23 protein-coding genes and 1 pseudogene are annotated in these 17,350 nt (G+C 34.0%); 16 read left to right on the forward strand and 8 right to left on the reverse strand.

The genetic code is table 11. The annotated features are described in order from the left end of the window. Positions 1–151 precede the first annotated feature (151 nt). The 16 genes from ACNQGB_RS13635 (at position 152) to ACNQGB_RS13710 (ending at position 9,897) form a co-directional block, all read left to right on the forward strand. Positions 152–430 (forward strand): transposase, encoded by a 279-nt coding sequence (locus ACNQGB_RS13635; protein ID WP_417944467.1) that lies wholly within the window; start codon positions 152–154, stop codon positions 428–430. 470 nt (positions 431–900) lie between these two features. Continuing rightward, a complete protein-coding gene (locus ACNQGB_RS13640; protein WP_417944446.1) occupies positions 901–1,080 on the forward strand; it encodes a DDE-type integrase/transposase/recombinase in 180 nt (59 codons plus the stop codon). Positions 1,081–1,105: 25 nt separating this feature from the next. Further along, entirely contained in the window at positions 1,106–1,246 is a 141-nt protein-coding gene (locus ACNQGB_RS13645) for an IS3 family transposase (protein WP_417944447.1), read from the forward strand. A 193-nt stretch (positions 1,247–1,439) separates the two neighbouring features. Further along, positions 1,440–2,141, forward strand: a complete 702-nt coding sequence (locus ACNQGB_RS13650) for a VIT1/CCC1 transporter family protein (protein WP_417944448.1) — start codon at positions 1,440–1,442, stop codon at positions 2,139–2,141. Positions 2,142–2,373: 232 nt separating this feature from the next. Then, the gene (locus tag ACNQGB_RS13655) at positions 2,374–3,000 is read left to right on the forward strand and encodes a Crp/Fnr family transcriptional regulator (RefSeq protein ID WP_417944449.1); all 627 of its coding nucleotides are present in this window, start codon (positions 2,374–2,376) and stop codon (positions 2,998–3,000) included. A gap of 73 nt (positions 3,001–3,073) precedes the next feature. After that, entirely contained in the window at positions 3,074–3,874 is an 801-nt protein-coding gene (locus ACNQGB_RS13660) for a sulfite exporter TauE/SafE family protein (RefSeq protein WP_417944450.1), read from the forward strand. A gap of 76 nt (positions 3,875–3,950) precedes the next feature. After that, positions 3,951–5,369, forward strand: coding sequence for an MBL fold metallo-hydrolase (locus ACNQGB_RS13665; RefSeq protein ID WP_417944451.1), 1,419 nt, complete (start codon positions 3,951–3,953; stop codon positions 5,367–5,369). Between the two features lie 26 nt (positions 5,370–5,395). Next, positions 5,396–5,710 carry a rhodanese-like domain-containing protein gene (locus tag ACNQGB_RS13670; RefSeq protein WP_417944452.1) on the forward strand — a complete coding sequence of 105 codons (315 nt, stop codon included), beginning with the start codon at positions 5,396–5,398 and terminating at the stop codon, positions 5,708–5,710. A 3-nt stretch (positions 5,711–5,713) separates the two neighbouring features. Next, on the forward strand, positions 5,714–6,094 hold the full coding sequence (locus ACNQGB_RS13675) for a rhodanese-like domain-containing protein (RefSeq protein ID WP_417944453.1): 381 nt from the start codon (positions 5,714–5,716) through the stop codon (positions 6,092–6,094). Positions 6,095–6,157: 63 nt separating this feature from the next. Then, positions 6,158–6,460 (forward strand): thioredoxin, encoded by a 303-nt coding sequence (gene trxA / locus ACNQGB_RS13680; RefSeq protein ID WP_417944454.1) that lies wholly within the window; start codon positions 6,158–6,160, stop codon positions 6,458–6,460. A gap of 44 nt (positions 6,461–6,504) precedes the next feature. Further along, the gene (locus ACNQGB_RS13685; protein WP_417944455.1) at positions 6,505–6,705 is read left to right on the forward strand and encodes a YgaP family membrane protein; all 201 of its coding nucleotides are present in this window, start codon (positions 6,505–6,507) and stop codon (positions 6,703–6,705) included. After that, entirely contained in the window at positions 6,706–7,011 is a 306-nt protein-coding gene (locus tag ACNQGB_RS13690) for a DUF202 domain-containing protein (protein WP_417944456.1), read from the forward strand. After that, positions 7,004–7,837: a methyltransferase domain-containing protein gene (locus ACNQGB_RS13695; RefSeq protein WP_417944457.1), complete on the forward strand. Its 834-nt coding sequence runs from the start codon at positions 7,004–7,006 to the stop codon at positions 7,835–7,837. Before ACNQGB_RS13690 ends, ACNQGB_RS13695 begins: the two co-directional genes overlap by 8 nt. Before the next feature lie 235 nt (positions 7,838–8,072). Further along, positions 8,073–8,636 carry a YeeE/YedE family protein gene (locus ACNQGB_RS13700; RefSeq protein ID WP_417944468.1) on the forward strand — a complete coding sequence of 188 codons (564 nt, stop codon included), beginning with the start codon at positions 8,073–8,075 and terminating at the stop codon, positions 8,634–8,636. A gap of 10 nt (positions 8,637–8,646) precedes the next feature. Further along, on the forward strand, positions 8,647–9,144 hold the full coding sequence (locus tag ACNQGB_RS13705) for a DUF6691 family protein (RefSeq protein ID WP_417944458.1): 498 nt from the start codon (positions 8,647–8,649) through the stop codon (positions 9,142–9,144). A gap of 21 nt (positions 9,145–9,165) precedes the next feature. Continuing rightward, positions 9,166–9,897, forward strand: coding sequence for a DUF2490 domain-containing protein (locus tag ACNQGB_RS13710; protein WP_417944459.1), 732 nt, complete (start codon positions 9,166–9,168; stop codon positions 9,895–9,897). A gap of 268 nt (positions 9,898–10,165) precedes the next feature. Here ACNQGB_RS13710 and ACNQGB_RS13715 read toward each other — a convergent pair. The 8 genes and pseudogenes from ACNQGB_RS13715 to ACNQGB_RS13750 form a co-directional block, all read right to left on the reverse strand. Then, positions 10,166–10,336, reverse strand: a pseudogene (locus ACNQGB_RS13715) (DUF4133 domain-containing protein); the annotation flags it as partial. Positions 10,337–10,347: 11 nt separating this feature from the next. After that, positions 10,348–10,650, reverse strand: a complete 303-nt coding sequence (locus ACNQGB_RS13720) for a DUF4134 domain-containing protein (protein WP_417944460.1) — start codon at positions 10,648–10,650, stop codon at positions 10,348–10,350. Between the two features lie 12 nt (positions 10,651–10,662). Then, on the reverse strand, positions 10,663–11,037 hold the full coding sequence (locus ACNQGB_RS13725) for a hypothetical protein (protein WP_417944461.1): 375 nt from the start codon (positions 11,035–11,037) through the stop codon (positions 10,663–10,665). Between the two features lie 75 nt (positions 11,038–11,112). Beyond that, positions 11,113–11,373, reverse strand: a complete 261-nt coding sequence (locus ACNQGB_RS13730) for a hypothetical protein (protein WP_417944462.1) — start codon at positions 11,371–11,373, stop codon at positions 11,113–11,115. A 45-nt stretch (positions 11,374–11,418) separates the two neighbouring features. Further along, entirely contained in the window at positions 11,419–11,622 is a 204-nt protein-coding gene (locus ACNQGB_RS13735; protein WP_417944463.1) for a hypothetical protein, read from the reverse strand. A 314-nt stretch (positions 11,623–11,936) separates the two neighbouring features. Next, positions 11,937–13,895, reverse strand: a complete 1,959-nt coding sequence (locus ACNQGB_RS13740; protein WP_417944464.1) for an OmpA family protein — start codon at positions 13,893–13,895, stop codon at positions 11,937–11,939. Positions 13,896–13,909: 14 nt separating this feature from the next. Next, positions 13,910–14,836 (reverse strand): PorP/SprF family type IX secretion system membrane protein, encoded by a 927-nt coding sequence (locus ACNQGB_RS13745; RefSeq protein ID WP_417944465.1) that lies wholly within the window; start codon positions 14,834–14,836, stop codon positions 13,910–13,912. 35 nt (positions 14,837–14,871) lie between these two features. Next, a partial coding sequence (locus ACNQGB_RS13750; RefSeq protein ID WP_472777125.1) for a T9SS type B sorting domain-containing protein occupies positions 14,872–17,350 on the reverse strand: 2,479 nt, incomplete at its 5' end.

The raw sequence follows: 17,350 nt of genomic DNA on the forward strand, positions 1-17,350 counted from the left end.
TAAGAAGATCCACAAACATGGGTCTCTTTTTTTTCTTATTTCTTGTCCCTTCCTGAATTAGGTTGACTATTTTTGGTTGGACATGCTAACTTAGCCATCACAGGAAGTTAAGAAATAATCTTAATTTTAACCTATGAAACAAGTTCGCTAAATTTATGAAAAAGCTTTTAAAGAGAAAGCTGTCAAATTGAGTTACGATAGAAAAAATATATCAGAACTTTCCGGAGAGTTGGGAATAACAGCTCCAAAGTTGTATAAATGGAGAAAAGAGTTCGCGGAGTTTGGAGAGGGAAGTTTTCCTGGAAAAGGAAATTTAAAACTAACTCCCGAGCAAGAAAAAATCCATGAACTGGAAAAAAGACTCAAAGATGCCGAGTTAGAGCGAGATATATTAAAAAAAGCAATCGGCATTTTTTCCAAGAGTGGTTGATGATATATAGCTTTATTAAAAACAATGAACAGCTATTTTCGATTGAAAAAATGTGCAAAGTGCTACAAGTAAGTACTGGTAGTTACTACCGATGGAAAAAAAAATCCACTGTACAACACCAACTAAAAATTACTATAAAAGAAAAGATAACATTGATTTATTTTGAATCCAAGCAACGATATGGAAGTTCTAGAATAACATCACAACTTCAGAGTTTTGGATATAAAATTTCAAGAACCCAGCGATAGCGAATAGGCGAGGCAATTACCGTGGCAAATTATATGAAGCAGCTGGAAATACGCAGTAAACAAAGTAAGAAGTTCAAGGTAAAAACCAACTCAAATCATAACTATCTAATTGTCGACAACATCTTAAACAGAGAGTTTGTTGTATAAACACCTTCAAAAGCTTGGGTTTCGGATATTACTTAATTCCAAACCAAAGACAGATTTATATACCTGACAACCATTATGGATTTATACGACCGCAAAATTATAGGCTGGAGTTTGAGCGAGGGGATGAGTACTGAGGAAATTACGCTTAGAGCATGGAAAATGGCAGTTAAAAATCGAAATATTGAAAAAGGTTTAATTTTTCATTCTGATAGAGGTGTTCAATACGCTAGCAAAAAAGTTTGTGAAAGTCCTTGATTCTTATAAAAAAACAACCCGAAGTATGAGTCGAAAAGGAAACTGTTGGTATAATGCTATAGCGGAAAGCTTTTTTAAATCCTTGAAAACTGAATTAATTTATGGTAATAAACTTATTTCTAAAGAACAAATAAAGCTAAAAATCATTGAATTCATTGAAATTTAGTATAACAGAAAAAGAAGACATTCTGCTTTGAATTATGCAACTATTGAAGAATTTAACAATCAAATTAATTACATAAATGTAGCTTAACTTAATGTGTAGTTTTTATTTGAATATCCACTTACACACTTTTAATGAAAATGAAGAATATTGAAGAATAAAAAAAAATTAATAATTTTATATTAAAAAAGTTAGAATGAAAACAATTGATAATTATTTAGACAATCACTACATACACAAAAGTAATTGGTTAAGAGCGGCAGTTTTAGGTGCAAATGATGGGATAATTTCCATTTCAAGCCTAGCAATCGGGGTAGCTGCTGCAAGTTCAACAAGAGAACCTATTGTTTTAGCAACAATCGCTGGACTTGTCGCAGGTGCATTATCTATGGCTGCGGGAGAGTATGTTTCAGTAAGTTCGCAGACAGATACTGAAAAAGCAGACATTGAACGAGAGAAACAGGAGCTTAAAGAAATGCCTGAGGAAGAGTTAAACATATTAGCTCAAATTTATGAACGAAGAGGATTAAAAAAAGAAACTGCACTTCAAGTTGCAATTGAATTAACAGAAAAAGATGCGTTGGCAGCTCATATTAGAGATGAATTGGGAATAAATGACATAACTCAAGCAAACCCATTGCAAGCAGCAATTGCATCGGGTACTGCATTTACAGTCGGAGGCCTATTACCACTTTTAGTAATACTTTTTGCACCAGTAAAGGGAATGGAATATTGGCTTTATGGATTTACCATTATTTTTCTAATTATTCTGGGAACAACTGCTGCAAAAACAGGAGGTTCAAGTGTTAAAAAAGCCATTTTACGTATTACAATTTGGGGTACAATTGCTATGGGCTTATCTGCATTTGTGGGTTACTTATTTGGTGTTAAATTATAATTTTAAAAATCAATGTATAGGCATGAGTTTGTGTATTTCCTAGCATATTATCAGTTAATATTGTTTATAAATACTAAAACTTCTAAACAAAAAAATTACATGTTTGCTAACATCTGAGATTAATATAATTGAAAAGTTTACCATTAATTAATTTTTGCCTTTAGAAATTTAACTAATTTTGTTTGTCATCGAATGATTATAACAAATCCTATTTAGTATTAAACTGTATAAAATGAACCTAAATATTAAAAAAAATTTCCCGTCATTTTCAAATATACTAGTTGAAGATATTAATTCCAAAGCAGTTAATCAATCTTTTATTGCTGGGAATGTTATAATGCGAACTGGTCAATATATAAAAAATACAGTTTTAGTTTTGTCTGGTAAAATAAAAATTTATCGTGAAAACGATGACGGAGGAGAGTTTTTTATGTATTATTTACAACCTGGACAAGCTTGTGCAATTTCTATGATTTGCGCCACAAAAAATGAACAAAGTCAAATTATGGCTAAAGTTGTAGAAGATGCAGAATTACTTATGATTCCGTTACCACTTATGGATAAATGGATGATGGAACATCGTAGTTGGTATGAGTTTGTTATAGATACTTACCGAAGTCGCTTTGAAGAAGTCTTGGAAGTAGTAGATAGTATTGCGTTTAGAGCAATGGATGAACGATTAAGGTTTTATTTAAAACGTCACAGAGAAGCTTGTGACTGTAATGATCTGAAAATATCCCATCAAGAAATTGCTACTGAATTAAATACTTCACGAGAAGTAATATCTCGATTACTCAAAAAATTAGAACAGCTTGGATCGCTAAAATTACATAGAAATCATATCGAGTTTTTAAAATAAAATACTTCTGTGATAAAAGTTACAAATTGTGAAATATAAACTGCCAATATTTGCAGTATAAAATTTTACAATTATGGAATATGTTGGTTATTTCGCATCAATACTTGTTGGCGTAGCATTGGGATTAATTGGTGGCGGTGGTTCAATATTAACTGTACCTGTTCTAGTTTATTTAATGGCTATCGAGCCAATTACAGCAACATCTTATTCATTATTTATTGTTGGCTTAACGAGCGGAATTGGATCTGTTAGTTATTTTAAAAAAGGTTTGGTTAATATTAAAACAGCTATCATTTTTGGTATTCCATCTATTATTGCAGTTTTTACAACTCGTGCTCTGATTGTTCCTGCAATACCAACAGAAGTTTTTAAAACAGGTGATTTTATTGTTACCAAAAGTATTTTGATGATGCTTCTTTTTGCAATTTTAATGATTGCAGCATCATATAGTATGATAAAAAAGGACAAAAAAACTAATATTAATGGCACAGAAGAAGAACCAAAATTTAATTATTCATTAATATTAATTGAAGGAGTGGTTGTTGGAATTCTTACAGGATTAGTTGGAGCTGGTGGCGGATTTTTAATTATTCCTGCATTAGTAATTTTGAGCAAACTATCTATGAAAGAAGCTATTGGAACTTCATTAATTATCATTGCAGCAAAGTCATTAATAGGTTTCTTTGGAGAAAGTGGTGATACTGTTATCAACTGGCAATTTCTATTTACAGTTTCTGGTTTTGCTATTATCGGAATATTTATTGGTACAGCATTATCTAAAAAAGTTGATGGCGCAAAATTAAAACCTGCTTTTGGTTGGTTCGTCCTATTTATGGGTGTTTATATTATTACAAAAGAATTATTTCTAAATTAATAAAAAACAGGTTTTTGCTAAAATTTAAAAAAAAACCATTTATAGCATTCGTGTTATAATTTAATAATAAAAAATTATGAAAATTGAACAAATATATACAGGATGTTTGGCACAAGGTGCATACTATATTACTTCTAATACCGAAGCAGTGATAATTGATCCGCTCCGTGAAACCCAACCTTATATTGATAGGTTAGAAAAAGATGGAGTAAAACTAAAATACATTTTTGAAACCCATTTTCACGCTGATTTTGTTTCAGGACATTTAGATTTAAGTAAAAAAACTGGCGCATCCATCGTGTATGGCCCAAACGCTTCTCCAGAATTTGAATTCATTTCTGCAAAAGACAATCAAGTTTTCGAAATCGGAAACATAAAAATAAAAGTACTACATACACCTGGTCATACTATGGAAAGTACCACTTATTTATTAATTGATGCTGATGGCAGAGACCATGATATTTTCTCTGGTGACACCTTATTTTTAGGCGATGTTGGTCGTCCTGATTTAGCACAAAAAGCAGCTACAATGACTCAAGAACAATTAGCTGGTTTATTATTTCATTCTTTGAGAGACAAAATAATGACTTTGGCTGATGATGTAATTGTATACCCAGCACACGGTGCAGGTTCTGCTTGTGGTAAAAATATGAGTAGTGAAACTGTAGGTTCAATAGGTGACCAAAAAGCAACCAATTATGCCCTGCGTGCTAATATGACCGAAAAAGAATTTATAACAGAAGTTACTGATGGTTTATTACCACCTCCAGCCTATTTTGGAATGAATGTAGCAATGAACAAAAAAGGAATTGAAAGTTTTGATGTTGTTTTCAATAACGGAATGAGAGCCATAAACGCTACCGAATTTGAAGAGGTTGCCCAAGAAACTGGCGCATTAATTTTAGACACTCGAAATAATGGAGATTTTGCTAAAGGATTTATTCCACAATCTATAAATATTGGTATCAATGGTGATTTTGCTCCGTGGGTTGGGACCTTAATAGGCGATGTAAAACAATCTATTTTATTGGTTACTGATATAGGTATGGAAGAAGAAACAGTAACACGTTTAACTCGTGTTGGTTTTGATAACATAATCGGGCATCTAAAAAATGGGGTTGAAGCTTGGGCTAGAGCAGGGTTTGATATTGATATAGTTAATAGAATTACTGCTGATCAATTTGAAAAAGAAGTCAAAATTGGCGAAAGCAAAGTCATTGATGTTCGTAAAGAAAGTGAGTACGAAGCAGAACACGTCGAGGATGCATACAGCCGTCCTTTAGCTTCTATCAACGAATGGTTAAAAAACATTAATCCCGAAGAACATTTCTTCATGCACTGTGCAGGAGGTTATCGTTCTATGATGGCAGCATCAATATTGCAAGCCCGTGGTTACAGAAACTTCTCAGAAATTGAAGGCGGTTACAATGCTATAGCAAAGACAACTGTTTCTAAAACCGATTTTGTATGTCAAAGTAAAGTTTTAAAAGCATAATTTAATAATTATAAAATAAATAAGATATGGGATTTTTCAATAAAGTATTTGGCGAAAGTAATAACGAGAATTTAGCAACTTTAGTAAACGAAGGAGCGTTTCTGGTAGATGTGCGTTCTCCTGGCGAATTTGTAGAAAATAATGTAAAAGGTTCAACAAACATACCTTTAGACCAAGTTTCTTGTAACTTGGATAAATTCAAAGGAAAAGAAAAAATTGTTGTTTTTTGCCGAAGTGGTAACCGTAGCGATCAAGCCAAAACAATTTTAGAACAAAAAGGTTTTAATAATGTTACCAATGGCGGCACTTGGCAAGATGTAAATGTAGTAATCAATAAGTAAAAGATGCGAAATATATTAAAACTTAGTGTTCTGTTTTTATTCTTAACTTTTATTAGCAACACAATTAGTGCACAAAACACAAAACCGACAATAAAAAAAGGAATAACACAAAAAGCAAAACCAACTACAAAAAACAAATTTTTTTATGTAGATGTCAGAACGCCAGCCGAGTTTGCGCAAGGAAGTGTAAAAGGAGCTGTTAACATTCCTCTAAATCAAATTGAAAATCAATTAGCAAAATTTAAAGGCAAAGAAAAAATTGTTGTCTTTTGCCGAAGCGGAAGCCGCAGCAGTCAAGCCAAAGCTATTTTAGAGCAAAATGGGTTTACCAATGTGACTAATGGTGGCACTTGGCAAGATGTAAATGAGATTCTAAAAAAGTAAACACTATATTTAACGTTGGTTGTGGTAGAGATGGCTGCTCGCTCAGTTCCAAAAAAAACGAAAATGAATAAATTCAACGATATAATCAATTCAGAAAATCCAGTTTTGGTTGATTTTTTTGCCACTTGGTGCGGTCCTTGTCAAATGCTATCTCCAGTATTGAAACTGGTAAAGGACAATCTTGGCGAACGCATCACTATTATTAAAATTGATGTGGATAAGAACCAAGAATTGGCTTCACAATATCAAGTTCGAGGCGTACCAACGATGATGTTATTTAAAGAGGGAAAACAACTATGGAGACAGTCGGGTGTTTTATCTAAAGAAGAAATCATTAGAATAATATTAGATAAAACAAATAAATAATCAGATAAAATGTTATATGCCAATAACAAATAAATTTTACATATATGAAAAAAAATATGGGGATGGCTGACAAAGCAATACGTTTTGTTCTCGCGATAATTGTTGGGGTTTTGTATTATACAAATGTAATAAATGGAACATTAGCAATTATACTTGGTGTGTTAGCAGGAATTTTTATATTAACATCATTTATTAGTTTTTGTTCGTTGTATTTGACTTTTGACATCAATCCTAGAAGAAAATAAATGAAGAAAGATAAAGCAATCAACAAAGATTTAATTTTAAGAGAACGATTGGCATTACAAAGAACAGTATTAGCCAATCAGTCTACTTTTTTAACATTTTTGCGAACCGCAATGTATTTTTTAATTGCTGCTTTGAGTTTAAAAAATTTACTAAAAATAGAAAATAGTTTCGTGATTGAAACAGTATTTTTTATCATTTCGTTTGTGATTTTTGTACTCGGAATTACCAATTATTTCAAACATAAAAAATCGATTTCGGAAAACAAAAAACACATCGGAGATTATCAATTAGAATATTATGAGTGAAGAAAAATGTTGCGTAGTTACTTGCGATTTACCGCTTTATCAAACCTATTGGGATAACCAATACCAAGCCAATGCAACAGGTTGGGATTTGGGACAAGTGTCGCCACCTATCAAAAATTATATTGATACCATCGAAAACAAAGAAGCAAAAATTCTTATTCCTGGTTGTGGCAATACTTATGAAGCTGAATATTTATTGCAACAAGGGTTTACAAATATTACAGTGATTGACATTGCACCAACTTTGGTAGAAAATCTAAAAGAAAAATTTGCAGGAAATAAAAATATCAAAGTAATTTTAGGCGATTTCTTTGAGCATAAAGGCAACTACGATTATATTATTGAGCAAACTTTTTTCTGTGCATTGCCGCCAACAATGCGTCAAAAATACGTTTGGAAAATGCACCAACTTTTGTCTGATTATGGGAAATTAATTGGTTTGCTTTTTAATCGCAAATTTGATGTAAGTCCACCATTTGGAGGAAGTTTAAAAGAATATGAACAATTATTTTACGAAGCATTTGTATTCAATTCTATTTCGTTGGCAGCAAATTCAATTTCGGCAAGAGCCAATACTGAATTGTTTTTTGAATTTCAAAAAAATAAACAAAACCAAGTCAACTTGTATCATTTTGAAGGCATCACCTGCAGTGGATGTATGAATACTATTTCTAACAAGTTTCTCGAAATTAATGATGTTTTGAATGTAAGTATGAATACTAATTTTTCTGAAATAATCATTGTAAGTAAATCTGAAATTGAGACAAAAACATTACAAGACATAGTTTCTTATGATGAAAAATATAAAATAATTAAGACAAAATGAAACATAAAATGGAAGTCGAAAATAAAATATAGTGGTTGCATGAACAGTATATAAATAGCAATACCAAAAATTGAAAATTTTACAGAAGTAACAATAGTTAACTGTAAATTTATCAAAATAAAATCTGAGAAAAGTGTTTGAAAAATCAAGCACTTTTTTTTTGCTATGTGACAAAAATTACAAAACAAGTCTTTTAAATCGCTCAAATTTGCATTATAAAATTTGAGATATGGAAATTATAGAATTCATCAGACAACCTTGGACTTGGTACATTGCTGGTCCGTTAGTAGGTCTTACGGTACCAGCATTATTAATTTTAGGAAACAAAAACTTTGGTATTAGTGCCAATTTACGTCACGCTTGTGCAGTTTGTTTACCTGCAAACATTTCATTCTTTAAATACGACTGGAAAAAAGAAATTTGGAATATGTTTTTTGTTATCGGAATTCTAATTGGTGGTGCAATAGCTTTTAGTTTATTATCCAATCCAAATCCTGTAATCATTAGTGCCGATTTAAGAACAGAATTAGCCACTTATGGTATTACAAATATTAATGGAATGTTACCAACCGAAATTTTCTCCTGGGAAAATCTATTTACAATTAAAGGATTTTTAATGATGGTTGTAGGTGGTTTTATGATAGGTTTTGGTTCCCGATATGCCGGTGGTTGTACTAGTGGTCATGCCATTTCGGGATTGTCAAACTTACAATTACCATCGCTAATTGCTACTTTCTTTTTTTTCGTTGGCGGATTAGTTATGGCAAATTTTATACTGCCTTACATACTTTCACTTTAAATTAATAATCATGAAAATTGAAAATCAAAATAAAGATTTTGCAACGCGTTCATTAGATACTGTTTGTATAAATGAAAGTAATTTGAAACACAAGTGGTATCACAACATCAAATACCTTATTGTGGGTTTATTGTTTGGAATTGTATTCATCAAAGCAGAAATTATTAGTTGGTATCGTATTCAGGAAATGTTTCGCTTTCAATCTTTTCATATGTATGGTGTTATTGGTAGTGCAGTTGTTGTTGGGATAATCTCGGTATTTCTAATTAAGAAATTAAATATTAAAACCATTTATGGGGAAAAAATAGAATTTCGCGATAAATCCTTTAATAAAGGTCAAATTCTTGGTGGACTAATATTTGGTCTTGGTTGGGCAATAACTGGTGCGTGTCCTGGTCCTATTTTTGCCCAAATAGGAAATGGTGTAACGGTTATGATTGTAACCTTATTTTTTGCAATAATTGGTACTTGGGTTTATGGTTATTTTAGAGATAAGTTACCTCATTAACTTTTACAACATCAATATCAAATGAAATCAAAAATAAGCACTGCAATACTAATTACAGCATTCCTTTTTTCTATTAAAACTATTGCACAAAAACATACAAATAGTTGGTTTAGAACTACCATTAGTATTCCTGTAACAGAAAAAATAAAAACCGATGTCGAATTACAACATCGCAGACAAAATGATTTTGAAAGCAATAATTTTTTTGATAAAAACCTAATGTACACTTTTAGAACTTGGATATATTATAAACAAAATAATGATGTGGTTTATGCCATATCTCCATTTGCCTATTTTTTAAATTATAAAATTATTCAAAAAGAAAACGATGCTTTTGCAAAACCTACAAATGAATACCGCTTTTCGGCATCAATAGAATTGCAACACGAACTAGCGACTAAGTTTTTTATTGTTGATAGAACAGCTTTAGAGTATAGAGTTTTTGAAAGTTCAGTAAAAAATATAGTTCGTTTGCGTAATCGGCTGTATTTTAGATATGATCTTAATAATAAATTTAATTTAAGTATTGGTGATGAAGTTTTCATTAATACTTCTGGCACAGATACGCAACACATTTTTGATCATAACAGATTATTTACTAATTTTTCATTTAAACTAAAACCTGCAGTAAAGTTTGACATTGGATATATTTATATTTCAAGATTACCAAAAAGCAATGCAGATTTGTTAAAAGAAAGTAATTTTTATCTAAATTTTACTTATACGCTTCCCAAAAAAAATCTATTAATGTAAACGAATAGTCTTAAATGTAAAAACTCAAACGACTGTGTTTATTATTTAAAATATAAAAATAAAAGGACGATTTTGTGTATGCCTTATTTAATATCATCAATTAGGATATCTGGACAAATCAAAAAATGACTCATTTGTTCGATTCTTTTATTCATAAAATCATTGATAATCAAAATAAATATTATTTTCAATCACACTTATTTTTGCATCATAATTTTAAGCTGTCAAAAAAAGTTAAGATCGGTATAAGATGTTCGATTGTAGCCCCGGCGACTCCTATAAACATACACAGATAGGAATTGACTCCAGTGATGTACAAGATCATTATCAGGATAAGCATCCCTAGCAAACCACCAGCGAAGATGAACAGGTACTGCGCTTTCAGTCCTTTGAACTCCACTGTTCTTCCAATACCTTTATTAATAGTATACGTATTCATACCGCTAAAACTTATCGGAAGAAAGAACGTAAAACAGTTGCCGCTATAATCAAAAAGGTACAAGCTCCAAACCAACTTGCTGCCGTCTTGCTCGTATCTGGATCACCACTGCTAAATTTATTATACACCTTCACTCCACCAATGAGGCCCACTACTGTTCCAATAGCATCAATAAGTTTGGTAGCAGGATCAAAATAAGAATTGACCATTTGCGTCGCCTCCGTGATTCCTACTGTTCTGTTTCCTTGTGCAACAACACTAATTGTTGATAGTACGGTCACTTCCAACACTATTTTTTTAACTTGATTTCCCATGATTTAGATAAATTAAATTATTCTATATTTCTGCACTTTGTGGGATTTCGTGACAAAGGTATTATAGAAAAAGGGGCGTTGAAATAATTTAGCAGTCTTTGGAATCACTTGGTTGTTGCTGGCTTTTACAACTTTAATTTGAAGGTAAAATTGAAGTATTTCTTTTAGATTTACATAAACTCTTCGATACAAGATCTTGACAGCTCCTTCAACTAATGACTTATCTCGTGGTTTGTTAGCCCTGGCAGGCAAGATTGTAGTTTGATAATGCTCGGCTAAATCAGCTAAAGTTTCATTGATTGTGGGTTCAAAACGACTACTTTTTATTACTGCAGATTTTAAATTATCCGGAACAATAGCCGCAGGAGTACCTTCAAAAAAACGCATAGCATTTTCTACCGATGTAACAAAATATTCCTTTTGTTAGCTCATGGAAGCTTCTGCACAGGTTTATTGACTGGCTCACAATATGGCTACAAAAAATTGTACTTCTTTGATTTCTCCCGTGTATTTATCAATAATGGAGAGTGTTTTTCCAGCATAATCCACATACATTTTATCGTCCACTTTGTGCTTTATGTGCATCACTGGATTGACTCTTTTGCTCCATGTTTTATAATGATGTCCAAATTGCGAGCTTCTGTAACACTTAGGATTTAGGGCAATATATTGCTCCCACATGTGCTGTATGGTAACGACAACTTTTTTTAGTTCGCTATCCATTTTAGGAAAAAAATCATCAAGACTTTGCAGTTTGGGACTGATTGATTATACAGTGGTGTGTGAGAATAAAAGTTCTAACTCAGCATCTGTTTTTTCGTTAATTACTTCAAAACTTAATTCTAGTACTTTAAATAAAGAAATATTCTTCTTTACCGTATTTCTAGAAATAGATAAATACTTACTTTTTCCGTTACAGTAGAATTTAATTGCTTTTCTAATTTTACTTATATCTCTTATTTTGTTTGCCATAAACCGTATTTTTAAGGAATGAATGGTGCTAAGAATATGAAAAAGTTGGTAGTTTTTAATGTCCAATTTTAGCCTAAAATCAGATGGTCAATTTGAACTAGAAAGTGGTGGTCAGTTTGCTCCGAAACTGGTGGTCAATTTGACAGGTTTTCCACTACTCCAATTCACGTAGTATTTTATGCCGCCTAAATTTGTCAATTTATCTTTCAATCAAACCGTATCCAATGGTTTTATATTTTCAATTTATCAACCACCAAAAAAGGCTATCCAAGTTTATGGATAGCCTTTTTAGTTTTTTGTTGTTTTGATAAGGTTTATTGCATAGAAACAATAATAAACTCACTTCTTCTATTGGCTTGATGTTGCTCCTCTGTACAGTCTGACTTGCTCGTAGGTTCACATCCACAATCGTTTACAAGCTGTGATTCGCCGTATCCTTTGGCTGTTAATCTATTGGCAGCTATACCGTTTTTGATCAACCATGCCTTAGTTGCTTTAGCTCTTCTATCAGATAATGCTTGGTTGTAAGCTACGGTTTGTCTACAATCTGTATGGGATCTAATGTCGATGGTCATCTTTGGGTATTCTTGCATCACTGCTAGTACTTTTTCTAGCTCAAAAGCAGCATCTTTTCGAATGAATGACTTGTCTAAATCAAAATACAAAATCGGAATATCTAAGGTTTTAGCTAAATCTGTTCCTACTTCAATTGCTTTTTTTCGTGGCTCTAAGGCCAATGGACCTTGTGTTACTCCAGATACGTTTGCTATTACAATCTTATTCTCTTTGGTTTCATATTCTGGTTTTTCTCCGCGTAAATAATACGTTTTTCCACATTCAACCTCAAAGGTATAGGCTCCTGATAATGGAGTCATGATTTCTTTGATCAAATTGAAATTGGAATCAAACAAACTTACCTTAGTATTTGCCAAGACTAAACCGGTATCCTGATCCTTGATGACTCCTTGAAGTGCTTGATTACATACTAAAACTGGGAATTTATTGAATCTATAAATGTCATCAGATCCTAATCCGCCCTCTCTATTGGAAGTGACAAATCCTTTTTTATTCTCTGCATCTATCACAAATGAAAAGTCGTCTTGGGTACTGTTTATAGGTGTACCTAAGTTTTCGATAGTGATTCCTGGAGTTTTTGATGACAAATCCATAACAAATACATCTAAACCTCCAAGTCCGGGATGTCCATCACTGGCAAAGTACATCTTATTATCTGGTGAGATATACGGAAACGTTTCTCTTGACTCTGTGTTTATAGGCAATCCTAGATTCTCTGGCGTGCCGTACGTATCATTTGGATTGATGCTTACTTTAAAAAGATCTGATAATCCCTTCGTACCTGGCATGTCTGATGCAAAATACAAGGTTTTCTCATCTATACTCAACGCTGGATGAGCTACACTATATTCATTACTATTAAAAGGTAATTCTTGTACATTTACCCATTTTCCGTTTTCGTTTGTGGCTTTGTAGAGTTTTAATAATATAACACGTCTGCTGTCTTTTTGCTTTTTACCATTTAGATAATTATTACGGGTAAAATACATCGTTTGGCCATCTTTGGTAAAAACAGGTGTAGACTCATGAAACCTACTGTTGATGTTTTTATGGAACACCTCTGGCTTGTCCATACTACCATCTGAACTAATCTGGGAGCTGTACAAATTGGTAAAAGATTCATTGTTCCACTTGAACAGTTTTTTAGCTACTCCGCCTGTATCTCGTGCCGACGCAAAAAGTAAGGTGTTATTGTAATAAGCACTCCCGTAATCTGAGTACGGGGAGTTGATCCCTGCATCAAAAATTTCGTATTTTCCTGAATTTCCCTTGATCTCATTCAAGTAATCGCGCTGACTGGCAAAAAGTTTTCCACGCTGGTCTGTGGCTGATTTTGCTATGAATTGCTCTAACATTTTATCGGCCTTAGCATAGTTTCCTACTGCTTTTAAAGATTGAGAATACCTGTAATAGTACTCTGGCTCTTGGGAGGCATTCATCTCAAAAAGTGCAGTGTACCACTTCTCTGCCTGGATCAAATCGGCTATGAAGTAATAGGAGTCTCCTAGTTTTTGGAACATTTTTTCGTCTTTATACCCTTTCGCTGCTATTTTCTCATAAGTAGCTATTGCATCAACGTAAGAATAATTATCGAATTTTTTATCTGCAGCTGCCACACCTTTTTTTTGAGTATACCCTACTACTGTGAATACTAAAAAAACTACACAGCATCCGAAATGTTTAGCGCTTAATTTCATAACGTTATATTAAATTAGAAGAATCTAGGTGATGTGATTTTGTTATAACTTTTAAATATTTCGTAACGAAGAAATATTTCATGTGATCCGGAATTAAAATTAGCAAGTCGTGTGGTTTCCATATCATAACCATATCCAATAAACCAAGAGTCAGACACTTGAAATCCAACCATGGCACTTAATGCGGCACTCCAGCGATATGCTGCTCCAATGGTAAACTTATCATTAATTAAAAAGTTAGCTGATAAATCTACTTGTAATGGTGCTCCTTGCACGAGCTTGGTCATGATGGCTGGTTTGAACTTTAGATTATAATCTAAATCAAACACGTGACCTGCTGTTAAATAATAATTCACTCTCTCTCTTGCAATATAAGTAGATGCTCCTACTCCTGCATATTTATCAAAATGTTTTGTCTCTAATAAATTAGGAACAGAGAGCCCTATATAGGTATTATCAGAATACCAGTAAAGTCCAACACCTATATTTGGTGAAAACTTATTGTCTATATTGTTCTCAAAACTATAATCATTGGGATCATACTGATTCAATTTATCAAAATTGATATTCAAAAGGTTTGCTGATGCTTTCAGTCCAAAGGAGAGCTTGAAATCCTCTGAAGTATTGATATAATATGAAAAATCAACCGCTAAATTGTTCTCGTCCGAAGGACCAATCCTGTCACTAATTATCGACACTCCTAAACCTAGTTTTGTATCTTTTATAGGAGTATTAACCGATGCCGTATTGGTCACAGGTGCTCCATCAAGTCCTACCCACTGAGTACGATGTAAGGCAAAAATATTCAACGCTTGACGTGATCCCGCATAGGCGGGATTCACGTTTATGGTGTTGTACATGTACTGTGTAAACTGAGCGTCTTGTTGCGCATTTATAGTACCCGCGAGCAACAGCAACATTAGTATAAATTTTGTTTTCATATTCTATTATTTTAGACTTAAGAAATTTAGATTGATTACCTATTAATGTATAAATATCCTGCTTTCTCGAAACTTGTTCCTGCGTTATCTTTATATCTCAAAATATAATAATAGGTTGCTTCAGGTAGCTCTTCAGCTTGTTTTACTGTTACTCTACCTTCTGAAACTCCTCTAAAAGCTCTATCGTCATTGTTGTATCCTGCTCTTTCAAATACCAATACTCCCCAACGGTTGTATATTTCTACTGTGTTATCAGCATAACATTCTAAACCTCTGATGCGGAAAACTTTGTTGTCACCGTTCCCATTTGGAGCTACTGCATTAAACACTTCAATTACACATCCTTGAATAGCTAGAACAGTTGGTCTATCACTAAGATTATTTGAATCATCTGATAAATCACTTACTATAGCACCAAGAGGTGTTACTCCTGTTGCCTTGGCTTGATTAGTTACACTTCCCAAATTGATGTCGGCTTGTGTCAATCGATACACTCCTTGATAGGCCGTATTGTTTGTCGCTCCTACTAGTAATAAAGGTATGCTATTACCTGATAATATCAAACCTGGTAGCACATCTGTTACCGTTACATTGCTTAATGGCGTGTTTCCTAAGTTGCTTACCGCAAAGCTATAGGTTATACTCTCGCCTGCTTGTGCAAATCCATCTCCATTTTCGTCATTGAAAACAGCTGTTTTAATGATGGCTATTGCTGGCACTTCATTTACAACTACAGTAGCTTGTGCTGTAGTACAGATCAACGGGTTAGAGCCTGTTTCACAAACTTGGTAAGTAATCGTGTAGGTTCCTGCTATTGTATTAGGTGCTACTGTCAAGTTTCCATTTGCGTCTATTCTTAATGGACCATTTGTTACTGACGTAACATCAGTGTTAGCTATGGTAGCTGGTGCTCCGTTAATGGTATCATTTGCAAGTACGCTTCCTCCTGTGGCCGGTATTGTGTCATTAATAGCAACAATTGCGTTGTTTACCACCACAGTTGCTGTAGCTCGTGTACAATTTGATGGTTTTGCTCCTGCTTCACAGATCTCATATGTGATGGAGTATGTTCCACTTGGTGTGTTTGGCGCTACTGTTAAGTTTCCATCAATATCTATACTCAATGGGCCATTTGTTACTGCTGTTACATCAGTATTGGCTGCGGTAGCTTGCATTCCATTAACCGTATCATTTCCTATTACATTACCCCCTGTTGGCGGGAAAGAATTATTATTGGCAGTAATTAAGTTATTGACAACTACCGTTACTGTAGCTGTGGTGCAATTTGCAGGTGTCATTCCTGTTTGACAAATTTCATAAACAATAATATAGGTTCCACTTGGTGTGTTTGGTGCTACTGTAAGGTTTCCAGACACATCTAAACTTAATGGGCCTGCGCTTACTGGCGTTACTACAATATTGGTCATCGTAGCGGGTGCGCCATTGACACTGTCATTCCCTAATACATTTCCTCCTGTTGCTGTAAAACTGTCATTACTAGCAACTAATGGATTTACATAATTAATCGTTGCTGTAGCAGTTTTGCAATTTACTGGAATTGCACCTGCTTCGCAGATTTCATATACTATCGTGTACGTGCCTGCTGGCGTGTTTGGAGCTACTATTAAATTTCCATCTGTATCAATACTCAATGGACCATTTGTTACTGGTGTCACGTCAGTATTGGCTGTAGTTGCTGGCACTCCGTTTAAAGTATCGTTCGTTGTCACGTTTCCTCCTGTAGATGGAAATGTATCATTGTTGGCTACCAATGGATTGCTTACCACAACGGTTAGCGTAGCTGTGGTACAATTCGATGGGCTTACATTAACGCCTGTAGTCGTATCGGACTCACAGATGGTATACGTAACCGTGTAAGGTCCCGTTGGGGTATTCGCCGCAATGGTAACGTTTCCGTCTGCATCTACTAAAATTGGTCCTGTAGTGATTGGTGTAACATTCGTGTTTGTAGTGGTCACGGCAACTCCATTTAAGGTGTCGTTTCCTAATACACTTCCTGCTGCTACTGGTGTAGTACCTGAAGCTAATGGTGCTGCTGGTGTTCCTAAGGTATCGTTTCCTGCAATGATTTGACCCACTACGTTTACGGTTAGCGTAGCTGTGGTACAATTCGATGGACTTACATTAACTCCTGTAGTGGTGTCTGATTCGCAGATGGTATACGTAACCGTGTAAGGTCCCGTTGGGGTATTCGCCGCAATGGTAACGTTTCCGTCCGCATCTACTAAAATTGCTCCCGTAGTGATTGGTGTAACATTCGTGTTTGCAATCGTTACGGCAACTCCATTTAAGGTGTCGTTTCCTATCACACTTCCTGCTGCTACTGGTGTAGTGCCTGAGGCTAATGGTGCTGCTGGTGTTCCTAAAGTATCGTTTCCTGCTATGATTTGACCCACTACGTTTACGGTTAGCGTAGCTGTGGTACAATTCGATGGGTTTACATTAACTCCTGTAGTCGTATCGGACTCACAGATGGTATACGTAACCGTGTAA

The organism is Flavobacterium frigidum (assembly GCF_048286795.2).